Annotated in this window: 10 protein-coding genes and 1 pseudogene; 10 read left to right on the top strand and 1 reads right to left on the bottom strand. The window is 73.8% G+C overall.

The genetic code is table 11. The features are described from left to right. A partial coding sequence (locus tag D1825_RS02765; protein ID WP_118765964.1) for a DUF3097 family protein occupies nt 1–410 on the bottom strand: 410 nt, incomplete at its 3' end. A 156-nt stretch (nt 411–566) separates the two neighbouring features. Between D1825_RS02765 and hrcA the strand changes: the two genes are divergently transcribed. The 10 genes and pseudogenes from hrcA to D1825_RS02815 all read left to right on the top strand — a co-directional run. Continuing rightward, nucleotides 567–1,592 (top strand): heat-inducible transcriptional repressor HrcA, encoded by a 1,026-nt coding sequence (gene hrcA / locus D1825_RS02770; RefSeq protein ID WP_118765956.1) that lies wholly within the window; start codon nt 567–569, stop codon nt 1,590–1,592. Between the two features lie 31 nt (nt 1,593–1,623). Then, the gene (gene dnaJ, locus D1825_RS02775) at nt 1,624–2,745 is read left to right on the top strand and encodes a molecular chaperone DnaJ (RefSeq protein WP_118765957.1); all 1,122 of its coding nucleotides are present in this window, start codon (nt 1,624–1,626) and stop codon (nt 2,743–2,745) included. Then, on the top strand, nt 2,742–3,500 hold the full coding sequence (locus tag D1825_RS02780; RefSeq protein WP_118765958.1) for a 16S rRNA (uracil(1498)-N(3))-methyltransferase: 759 nt from the start codon (nt 2,742–2,744) through the stop codon (nt 3,498–3,500). Before dnaJ ends, D1825_RS02780 begins: the two co-directional genes overlap by 4 nt. A 110-nt stretch (nt 3,501–3,610) precedes the next feature. Next, nucleotides 3,611–4,609, top strand: coding sequence for a PhoH family protein (locus tag D1825_RS02785; RefSeq protein ID WP_118765959.1), 999 nt, complete (start codon nt 3,611–3,613; stop codon nt 4,607–4,609). A gap of 8 nt (nt 4,610–4,617) precedes the next feature. Next, nucleotides 4,618–5,070: an rRNA maturation RNase YbeY gene (gene ybeY / locus D1825_RS02790; RefSeq protein ID WP_118765960.1), complete on the top strand. Its 453-nt coding sequence runs from the start codon at nt 4,618–4,620 to the stop codon at nt 5,068–5,070. Between the two features lie 10 nt (nt 5,071–5,080). After that, complete coding sequence (locus D1825_RS02795; protein WP_118765961.1) at nt 5,081–6,409, top strand: hemolysin family protein; 1,329 nt, start codon at nt 5,081–5,083, stop codon at nt 6,407–6,409. Further along, nucleotides 6,406–7,317: a GTPase Era gene (era, locus tag D1825_RS02800; protein WP_118765962.1), complete on the top strand. Its 912-nt coding sequence runs from the start codon at nt 6,406–6,408 to the stop codon at nt 7,315–7,317. Before D1825_RS02795 ends, era begins: the two co-directional genes overlap by 4 nt. 1 nt (nt 7,318) lies before the next feature. Next, nucleotides 7,319–8,917, top strand: a complete 1,599-nt coding sequence (locus tag D1825_RS02805; protein ID WP_325051456.1) for an alpha/beta hydrolase family protein — start codon at nt 7,319–7,321, stop codon at nt 8,915–8,917. A 133-nt stretch (nt 8,918–9,050) separates the two neighbouring features. Further along, nucleotides 9,051–9,902, top strand: coding sequence for a PP2C family protein-serine/threonine phosphatase (locus D1825_RS02810; protein WP_118765963.1), 852 nt, complete (start codon nt 9,051–9,053; stop codon nt 9,900–9,902). Next, nucleotides 9,899–10,673 (top strand): annotated as a pseudogene (locus D1825_RS02815) (hypothetical protein); the annotation flags it as partial. The gene D1825_RS02810 and the pseudogene D1825_RS02815, both read left to right, overlap by 4 nt.

Genomic DNA, 10,673 nt, shown 5'->3' on the forward strand with positions numbered 1-10,673 from the left:
CAGACCTTCTCGACGAGCTCCGCGTCGTGCTTGCCCTCGACCCAGATCCGGCTCGCGCGGGCCACCCGGGCGCGCGCGTCGTGCACGGCCACCGAGCCCGACGCGGTGCGGGTGGGCGCGGCCGGCGCGGTCTGCCGGACCGGCGCCGTGAGCAGCACGGGCTCGCCGTCGACCCAGAACCCCGGCCCGAGCGGGAACGTGCGCGTGCGGCCCCGGCGGTCCTCGAGGACGACGACGTGCTGACCGCCCGACTTCTCGACGCGCGTCACGGCGCCCACCCAGCCGGTGGTGACCTCCTCGACCACGAGCCCGCGGTCCGCGGGCTGCGGACGCGACGTGCGCGCGGGTCGGTGGTGGGTGGCGGCGGAGCCCGCCCCCAGGACGTCGGAGCCGTAGCGGTCGTCGTTCACGCCCGACACCCTAGGTCGCCCAGCGTGGGCACGAGCCGGTAGGTGTCGGCGTGGCGGCGTAGGCTTGGCACTCGCAGACCGAGAGTGCTACCGGTCTGGCACGCATGCTGGACGACCGGCGGTCAGGCCGGAGGATTCGACGAAGGAGGGTGCACCGTGAGCGACGACCGCCGCCTGGACGTGCTGCGCGCCATCGTCGAGGACTACGTGGCGACGCGGGAGCCCGTCGGATCGCGTGCGCTCGTCGAGCGGCACATGCTCGGCGTGTCGCCCGCCACGATCCGCAACGACATGGCCGCCCTCGAGGAGGCCGGCTACATCGCGCAGCCGCACACCTCGGCCGGGCGCGTGCCCACCGACAAGGGCTACCGCGTGTTCGTCGACCGCCTCTCCACGGTCAAGCCGCTGTCGGCGCCCGAGCGGCGCGCGATCGGCTCGTTCCTCGAGGACGCGGTGGACCTGGACGACGTCGTCGACCGCTCGGTGCGCCTCATCGCGCAGCTGACGCAGCAGGTCGCGGTCGTGCAGTACCCGTCGCTGCGGCGCTCGGCGCTGCGGCACATCGAGCTCGTGCCCGTCGGCCCGCGCCACCTGCTCGTCGTGCTCATCACCGACACCGGCCGGGTCGAGCAGCGCACCCTGGAGACGGACGCCGAGCTCGACGAGCTGCTCGTCGCGCGCCTGCGCGTGCAGCTCAACGTGTGCGTCGCCGGTCGTCGCCTCTCGGAGCTGACGGGTGCGCTCGACACGCTGACCGCGGCCTTCGAGCCCGTGCACGTCTCGCTCGTCGCGTCGGTCGTCACGATCATCGAGGAGACCCTCGCGCAGGAGTCCGAGGAGCGCGTCGTGCTCGCCGGCACCGCGAACCTGGCCCGCGTGGGCGGCGCCGACTTCGTCGGGACCCTGGGCCCCGTGCTCGAGGCGCTCGAGGAGCAGGTCGTGCTCATGCGGCTGCTCTCGGAGATGGCCGAGGACGAGGCCACGGTCTCGGTCCGGATCGGCCGCGAGACCCAGCACGCCGGCCTGCTCGAGACGAGCTTCGTGACCACGGGCTACGGCGACGAGCACGGCGCGATCGCCCGCGTCGGCTCGATCGGCCCCACCCGCATGGACTACCCCGGGACGATGGCCGCCGTGCGCGCTGTCGCCCGCTACCTGACCCGCATCCTGGCCGGCTCCTGAGGAGCCCGAGCGTGACCACGAGAAGAGAGCTGTGACCGACTACTACGAGATCCTCGGCGTGCCGCGCGACGCGAGCCCGGAGCAGATCAAGAAGGCGTACCGCAAGCTCGCCCGCGAGCACCACCCGGACGTCGCCGGCGAGGACCCGGGCGCCGAGGAGCGGTTCAAGGACGTCTCGCGCGCCTACGACGTGCTCGGCAACCCGGACAAGCGACGCTCGTACGACCTCGGCGGCGACGGCTCGGCCGGCGGCGGCGCGGGGGCCGGGTTCGGCTTCCAGGACATCTTCGAGACGTTCTTCGGCGCCGCGGGTGCCCAGGCGCAGCGCGGCCCGATCCCGCGCGCCCGCCGTGGCCAGGACGCGCTCGTCCGGCTCGACCTCGAGCTGTCCGACGTGACGTTCGGCGTGCACCGCGAGGTGCCGGTCGACACCGCGGTCGTCTGCCCGACCTGCTCGGGCACGTGCTGCCGCCCCGGCACGTCGCCGCGCACCTGCGAGGTCTGCCACGGCCGCGGCACGGTCCAGCGCGTGGCCCGCTCGTTCCTCGGCCAGGTCATGACCACACAGCCGTGCGCCGCGTGCCACGGCTTCGGCACGGTCATCCCCGAGCCCTGCACCGACTGCTCGGGCGAGGGCCGCGTGCGCTCGCGCCGCACCCTGTCGGTCGACGTGCCCGCGGGTGTCGACACCGGCACGCGCATCAAGCTCACGGGCCAGGGCGAGGTCGGCCCCGCCGGCGGCCCGGCCGGCGACGTGTACCTCGAGGTGCGCGAGCGCAAGCACGAGACGTTCGTGCGCCGCGGCGACGACCTGCACGCGACGCTCGAGGTGCCGATGACCGCAGCCGCGCTCGGCACGGTCCTCACGCTCGACACGCTCGACGGCGAGCAGGAGGTGGACCTGCGCCCCGGCACGCAGCCGGACCAGGTCGTCACCCTCAAGGGCCTCGGCGTCGGCCACCTGCACGTGGGCGGCCGCGGCGACCTGCACGTGCACGTGGAGGTGAACGTCCCGACCGCGCTCGACGACGCGCAGGCCGAGCTGCTGCGCCAGCTCGCGACGCTGCGTGGCGAGGAGCGCCCCGAGGCGCGCCTCGCGTCCAGCCACTCGGGCGTGTTCGGCAAGCTGCGCGACAAGCTCTCGGGGCGTTGAGCGCGCCGGTCTTCCTGGGCGACCCCACCCGCGTCCAGGCCGCGAGCGTCGGTGACACGGTGCTGCTCGACGGCGCCGAGGGCCGGCACGCGGGCGTCGTGCAGCGCAAGGCCGTGGGGGAGCGGGTCGACGTCGTCGACGGCGCGGGCGCGCGACTCGTCGGGCGCATCGCCTCGGTCGTCTCCGACGGCGTGCTCGTCGAGGTGATCGAGCGGGTCGACGAGCCCGCGCCCGCCGTGCCGCTCGTGCTGGTCCAGGCGCTGGCCAAGGGCGACCGGGACGAGCTCGCGATCGAGGCGGCCACGGAGGTGGGGGCCGACGGCGTCCTGCCGTGGCAGGCCGACCGGTCGATCGTCGTCTGGCGCGGCGACCGCGCGGCCAAGAGCCGCGCGCGCTGGCTCGGCACGGTGCGCACGGCCGCCAAGCAGTCGCGCCGCGCGTGGGTTCCCGAGGTCGGCCTCGCGGTCGACAGCAGGGCCCTGGCCACCCGCATCGCGCAGGTCGTCGCGGCCGGGGGCGGGGCGCTCGTGCTGCACGAGGAGGCGTCGGTGCCCATCGCGGAGGCCGCGCTGCCCGCAGGCGGCGAGCTCCTGGTCGTCGTCGGGCCCGAGGGTGGCATCGGGGACGACGAGCTGCGACGCCTGACCGACGCGGGCGCACGCGCCGTGCGGCTCGGTCCGCACGTGCTGCGGACCTCGACGGCCGGTCCCGTGGCGCTCGCGCTGCTCGCCCAGCGCTCGGGCCGCTGGGGCTGAGCCCGGATATCGAGCAGCTCGCTGTCGGACGCGCTCGATAGACTCACCCCGTAGACGTCCACCGCGACGACCGATCAGAAGCAAGGAGCGCAGCGGCACCTGCCGAGCTCATGGCCGAGTCCACCCCCGCACCCCGCACCGTCGGCGCTCCCGCCCGCGTCGAGCACCGCATCTCCGTCCCGGCGGACGTCTCGATGGTCGAGCTCCTCGGTCTGCGCGACGAGGTGCTGCGCTCGATCGAGGACGGCTTCACCGGGGTCGACATCCACGTCCGCGGCAACGAGGTCCGCCTCGCCGGTCCCGCGGGCGACGTCGCCCTGGTCGCGCGGCTCGTCGACGAGCTCGTCGAGATGGCCGGCGCGGGCACGCCCCTGACCCCGGACGTCGTGCGCCGCACGGTCTCGATGCTCACGGCCGGCTCCCACGCGAAGCCCGCCGACATCCTCTCGTTCAACATCCTGTCGAGCCGCGGCCGCACCATCCGCCCCAAGACGTCGGGGCAGAAGGACTATGTCGACGCGATCGACCGGCACACCGTCACGTTCGGCATCGGCCCCGCGGGCACCGGCAAGACGTACCTCGCGATGGCCAAGGCCGTGCAGGCGCTGCAGGAGCGGCGCGTGCACCGCATCGTGCTGACGCGGCCCGCGGTCGAGGCGGGCGAGCGGCTCGGCTTCCTGCCGGGCTCGCTGTCGGACAAGATCGACCCGTACCTGCGCCCGCTGTACGACGCGCTGCACGACATGGTCGACCCCGAGACGATCCCACGGCTCATGGAGGCCGGGACCATCGAGGTCGCCCCCCTCGCGTACATGCGCGGCCGCACCCTCAACGACTCGTTCATCATCCTGGACGAGGCGCAGAACACGTCCGTCGAGCAGATGAAGATGTTCCTCACGCGGCTCGGCTTCGGCTCGACCGTGGTCGTCACGGGTGACGTGACGCAGGTGGACCTGCCGTCGGGGCAGCCCTCGGGCCTGCGCGTCGTCGAGGAGATCCTCGGCGGCGTCGACGACGTGGCGTTCTGCCGGCTGGAATCCTCCGACGTGGTCCGGCACCGCCTCGTGAGTCAGATCATCGACGCGTACGCGCGCTGGGACAGGAGCTGAGAACCCCGATGAGCATCGAGGTCAACAACGAGTCGGGCTTCGCGGTCGACGAGGCCGAGTTCGCCGCCCTGGCGCGCTACGTGCTCGACGAGATGCACCTGCACCCGCAGACCGACCTGTCGATCATGCTGGTCGGCACGGACGTGATGACGGACCTGCACGTCAAGTGGATGGACGAGCCCGGCCCCACGGACGTGCTCTCGTTCCCGATGGACGAGCTGCGCCCCGGGCGCGACGGCGAGACCACGCCCGCCGGTCTGCTCGGCGACGTCGTGCTGTGCCCCGAGGTCGCCGCCGGCCAGGCCGTCGCCGCGGGCCACTCGACGGTGGAGGAGCTGCTGCTCCTGACCACGCACGGCATCCTGCACCTGCTCGGCTACGACCACGCGGAGCCGGAGGAGGAGAAGGAGATGTTCGCGCTCCAGCGCCGTCTCCTGCTGACGTTCCTCGCGAGTCGGTGACAGCCGCGGCATGACCGACGTCCCCGTCGCGCTTCTCGTCGTGGTCGCGCTGCTCGGCATCCTCACCGCCGCCGCGCTGTCCGCCGGTGAGGTGGCCGTGCTGCGTGTCTCGCGCGCCGCCGTGACCGAGCTCGTGGCCGAGCGGCACCCGTCCTCGGACCGCGTGCGCCGCCTCGTCGAGCACCCCGCGCGCGTCGCCGCTGCGGCCGCGTTCGTCCGGCTGCTCGCCGAGATGGTCGCCACGGTCGGGATCACCCTCGTCGTGGCGTCTGGCTCGCTGCCCTGGTGGGCCGTAGGGCTCGTCGCGGTCGCGGTGTGCGCGCTGGTCGCCTACCTGCTGGTCCGCGTCAGCCCGCGCACGATCGGCCGCCGGCACCCGCTGTCCACCCTGGTGCTGCTGTCCGGGCCGCTGCTCGCGGTCACCGCGGTCGCGGGGACGATCGCCCGCGGCGCGCCCAGCGCACGCGGCACGATCGACGACGACGAGGACGAGCTGCGCGACATGGTGCAGCGCGTGAGCGAGTCCGAGGCGATCGAGGACGACGAGCGCGAGATGTTCCGCTCCGTGCTCGGGCTGGGCGACACCCTGACGCGCGAGGTGATGGTGCCGCGCACGGACATGGTCACGGCGCACGCCGACTCGCCGGTGCACAAGGCGCTCGCGCTGCTGCTGCGCTCGGGCTTCTCGCGCGTCCCGGTCACGGGTGACGACGTCGACGACCTGCGCGGCGTGCTGTACCTCAAGGACATCGTGCGTCGGCTGCCGATCGCGCCGGGCGAGCGTGACGAGTCGGACGACGTGCTCGACGCGCCGGCCTCGACCCTGGTGCGCCCCGCGATCTTCGTGCCCGAGTCCAAGCCGGTCGACGACCTGCTGCGCGAGCTGCAGGCGGGCGCCTCGCACATCGCGATGGTGGTTGACGAGTACGGCGGCATCGCGGGCCTCGTGACCATCGAGGATGCCCTCGAGGAGATCGTCGGCGAGCTGACCGACGAGCACGACCCGAGCGCGCAGGTGGTCGAGCAGGTCGCCCCCGGCGTGTACCGCGTGCCCGCGCGGCTCGGCCGCGACGAGCTCGGCGAGCTGTTCGGGCTCGAGGTCGACGACGAGGACGTGGACAGCGCCGGCGGACTGCTGGCCAAGGCACTGGGTAAGGTTCCTCTGCCCGGGTCCGCCGGTGACATCCACGGCCTGCACCTGGTCGCGGACCGCGTCGAGGGGCGCCGACGACGGCTGGCGACCGTCCTCGTCAGCGAGGTCGAGCGTCACGAGGACGACGAACCGGGCGACAGCTCGCACGACGCGCACGACGACAAGAACCACGGAGCCACCTCATGACCTTCCGCTCGGGATTCGCCTGCTTCGTCGGCCGGCCCAACGCGGGCAAGTCGACGCTCACCAACGCGCTCGTCGGGCAGAAGGTCGCGATCACGTCCGACCGGCCGCAGACCACGCGTCACACCATTCGCGGCATCGTGCACCGCGAGGACGCCCAGATGGTGCTCGTCGACACGCCCGGGCTGCACCGTCCCCGCACGCTGCTGGGCGAGCGGCTCAACGCGCTCGTCAAGGACACGCTGACCGAGGTCGACGTGATCGGGTTCTGCCTGCCCGCGGACCAGAAGGTCGGGCCGGGGGACCGCTTCATCGCCGAGCAGCTGGCCCAGCTCGCCACCGACGGGCGGGGAACTCCGGTCGTCGCGGTCGTCACGAAGTCGGACCTGGTGCCCAAGGGCCGCCTCGCCGAGCACCTGCTGGCAGTCTCGCGGCTGGGGGAGTGGGCGGACATCGTGCCCGTCTCCGCGGTGGGCGGCTACCAGGTCGACACGCTGTCCGACGTCCTGGTCGGGCACCTCCCCGAGGGCCCGCCGCTGTACGCCGACGGCGAGCTCACCGACGAGCCGGAGATCGTCATGGTCGCCGAGCTCGTGCGCGAGGCCGCGCTCGAGGGCGTGCACGACGAGCTGCCGCACTCGCTGGCCGTGGTCGTCGACGAGATCGTGCCGCGCGCGCGCCTCGGCGACGCCCCGGCGATGCTCGACGTGCGCGTGAACCTCTACGTGGAGCGCGACAGCCAGAAGGCGATCATCATCGGCAAGGGCGGCGCGCGGCTGCGCGACGTCGGCAGTCAGGCGCGCCGCGGCATCGAGGCGCTGCTCGGGACGAAGGTGTACCTCGACCTGCACGTGAAGGTGGCGAAGGACTGGCAGCGCGACCCCAAGCAGCTCGGACGGCTCGGGTTCTGAGGTGCTGCAGCAGGACCACCAGGAGGTGACCGCCGACGCGGGGCGCGGGCGCTCCGGCGCGCGCGCGTTCGTCGAGCGGCGCCTCACGGGCCCGTATCGGCTCGTCGCGAGCACCGCGCTGGGCGTCATCGCGCTGGCGATCCTCGGGGCCGTGATGGGCCCGCAGTGGGACCCGATCCCGCTGACCGACCCCCTGGTCGTCGAGAACCCCTCGACCGCGATCACGAACGCGCCGCCGCTGAAGTCCTACCCCGTCGAGGTCGAGCGCGTGACCGTGCAGCTCGACGGGACCACGGTGCAGGCGAAGATCAGCGTCCCCGTCGGCGCGCCCGAGCCGATGCCGGGCGTGGTGTTCGTGCACGGCGCGGGCACGGGGTCGTCGGAGACGGCGTTCAGCGACCAGACGGCCGCGATGGCGGCGGCCGGCATCGTCACGATGGTCCCGGACAAGCGGCTCGACACGTACTCGGCGCGGCACCGGGACTACGTCGCGATGGCGGCCGACTACGAGAGGTCGGTGCAGGTGCTGCGCAAGCACGCGGGTGTCGACCCGACGCGCGTCGGGGTGTACGCCGAGAGCGAGGGTGCCTGGATCGCGCCCGTGATGGCCGCGAAGGACAAGAACCTCGGCTTCGTCGTGCTCGCGTCCGCGCCCGTGGTGCCGCCGCGCGAGCAGGCCGCGTTCGCGGCCGACAACTACCTGCGCAACACCAACGTGCCGCACGGGGTGTTCCGGGCGATCCCGCGCGCCGTCGGGATGGCGCTGCCGGGCGGCGGGTTCGAGTACGCCGACTTCGACGTGACGCCGTGGCAGCGGCAGATGACCCAGCCGATCCTCATGGTGTACGGCACGGGCGACGCCTCGATGCCGATCGTGCAGGGCGCGGAGCAGCTGCTCCGCGACACCGCGATCGCGGGCGACGGCGACGTGACGATCCGCTACTACGCGGGCGCGAACCACGGCATGAAGATCGACGACGTCATGCCGACGAGCTTCCTCGACGACCTGTCCGGCTGGGTGCTCGGCCTGCCCGCCACCGCCGGGGCCGTCCCGCACATCGCGGGCGACCAGCCGACCCAGGAGTTCCTCGCGGCGCCCGTGCCGGAGCCGAGCTGGCTGCGCAACGGCGACGTGGTCATCGCCACCGTCCTGGTCGCGGGCGTGTTGCTGGTCCTGCCGCTGGTACTCGTGCCGACCGCGCGCGTGGTCGAGGCGGTCCGGCGCCGGCGCGGCGGTGCGGACGTCGTGGTGCACCGTTTCCCGCGCGGGGTCGCGGTCCGCATGGTGCTGTGCGCGCTCGGGGCACTGCTCACGGTCGCCGCGCTCGTCTGGTACCTCGTCTCGATCGCCAAGCTCGCGCTCGACTACGCGCACAACGACTGGGTGGTCAAGGGCGGGTGGGTTCTGGTGCGCCTGCTCGGCATCGCCGCCGTCGCCGCGGGCGTGCTGTTGCTGCAGCGCGAGCGCGAGGCGCTGGCCGCGGCCGGGCGGTCCGCGCAGGGCGTGCTGCGTGCCGTCGCGTTCTGGTCCGTCGTCGTCGGCTCGTCCGTGCTGCTCGTCGTGCTGGCCTACTGGGGCGTGTTCCAGCTGGGCATCTGATCCGCGTTGCTGATCCGACGCGCGAGCGCCCGTTCTGCCGCCAGATGTGCCGTTCTGGCCTCAGGTGAGGCACGATGTGCGCCGATGCAATCGTCAGGCTCCGACGCCCGGCGACCGACACGAGGGGGTGGCCATGCGCACGTCGTGGGGATCCGCGACCGATCGCGGGCTCGTGCGTGAGGTCAATGAGGACGCGCTGCTGGCGTACCCGCCGGTGTTCCTCGTCGCCGACGGCATGGGCGGGCACGACGCGGGCGACCTGGCCAGCAGGATCGCGGTGGAGGAGTTCGCGCAGCTCGCGGGCCAGCCGTCCGCCACGGCCGACGACGTGCACGCGTGCTTCTCGCGCACCGCGAGCCGCATCCGCGGCGAGTTCACGGGCGGCCGCCAGGGCGGCACGACCGTCGCCGGTGTCGCGGTCACCGTCCACGAGGGCGGCGCGTACTGGCTGGTGTTCAACGTCGGCGACTCGCGCGTGTACCGCTGGTCCGACGAGCGCCTCGAGCAGGTCAGCGTGGACCACTCGGTGGTCCAGGAGCTCATCGACATGGGCCGCATCGACGTGGCCGACGCGGCCTCGCACCCCGAGCGCCACGTGCTGACGCGCGCGCTCGGCACCAGCGGCGAGCCCGAGCCCGACTACTGGCTGCTGCCCTCGGGGCCGCACGACCGCCTGCTCATCTGCACGGACGGCCTCACGCGCGAGCTCGGCCCGGCCGAGCTGGCCGCGGTGCTGGCCTCCGTCCCGGACGCGCAGGAGGCCGCTGCGACGCTGGTCGGCAAGGCCCTCGAGCACGGCGCGCGCGACAACGTCAGCGCGGTCGTCGTCGACGTCGCGACCGCCGCCGGCCAGCTCGACGACGTCCACATCACCGTCCCCCGGATGGGCGCCGAGCTCGGTGTCCACCAGTGGGACGAGATGCTGCACGGGGCCACCGTGCCCCGGATCCGACCCTCTTCCGCTTCCGAGGAGCTGCCGCGATGAGCGTGCCCGCCTACCGTCCCGGCGACTGGACCGCGGTCGCGTGCCCCGGCTTCGTGGCCCTGCTCGACCCGAGCGTGCCCGCCGAGACCGTCCGGTCCGTGTGGGAGCGCGGGGCCGACGGCGTGCTCGGCGCCCTCGCGGTCCTCGCGCGGCAGGGGTTCGAGGGGCTGCCCGGCTTCGCGCTGGTCGCCGTGCGGGGTCAGCGCGTGCACATCGTGCAGCGCGGGGACGTCGAGGTCGTCGTGTCGTCGGCCGTCGGGTCGCGCACGCTGACCGCCGACGGTGTGACCACGTGGACCGAGCAGGTGCTCGAGCCCGCGACGGCCATCGAGCTGCGCGTGGCGGGGACGTCGGCCGACGAGAGCGCGTGGCCCCTCGGGGACGGGGCCGCGGCCGCGTCCGCCGTGCAGGTCTCGCTCGTGCCGGCCGAGGCGGCCGAGGGGACCGCGGCGATCCCGGCGGTCGCGCCGGCTGCCGTCGCGTCCGAGCCGGTCGCGGTCGAGCCCGAGCCGGTCGCGCCCGTGGCCGAGCCGGTCGCGCCCGAGCCGGTGGCCGTCGAGCCCGAGCCGACGCCCGAGCCTCTCGCGGTCGAGCCCGAGCCGGTCGCAGTCGTCGAGCCTGAGCCGGTCGTCGAGCCCGAGCCTGTCGCGGTCGAGGAGGTCGAGGACGCCCCCGCGCTCGTCCCGCTCGAGTCCGAGCCGACCCCGGTGGTCGCCGCTCCCACGCCGGCGCCTGTCACCGAGCCGGTCGCGGCCCAGCAGCCCGCGCCCC

This window comes from Cellulomonas rhizosphaerae (assembly GCF_003470205.1).
Lineage (GTDB): Bacteria > Actinomycetota > Actinomycetes > Actinomycetales > Cellulomonadaceae > Cellulomonas > Cellulomonas rhizosphaerae.

Bases quoted from the DNA above. Each gene is read 5' to 3' on its own strand.
- D1825_RS02785 (WP_118765959.1), top strand. From the start codon at position 3,611: ATGGCCGAGTCCACCCCCGCACCCCGCACCGTCGGCGCTCCCGCCCGC.
- ybeY (WP_118765960.1), top strand. From the start codon at position 4,618: ATGAGCATCGAGGTCAACAACGAGTCGGGCTTCGCGGTCGACGAGGCC.
- D1825_RS02795 (WP_118765961.1), top strand. From the start codon at position 5,081: ATGACCGACGTCCCCGTCGCGCTTCTCGTCGTGGTCGCGCTGCTCGGC.
- era (WP_118765962.1), top strand. From the start codon at position 6,406: ATGACCTTCCGCTCGGGATTCGCCTGCTTCGTCGGCCGGCCCAACGCG.
- D1825_RS02810 (WP_118765963.1), top strand. From the start codon at position 9,051: ATGCGCACGTCGTGGGGATCCGCGACCGATCGCGGGCTCGTGCGTGAG.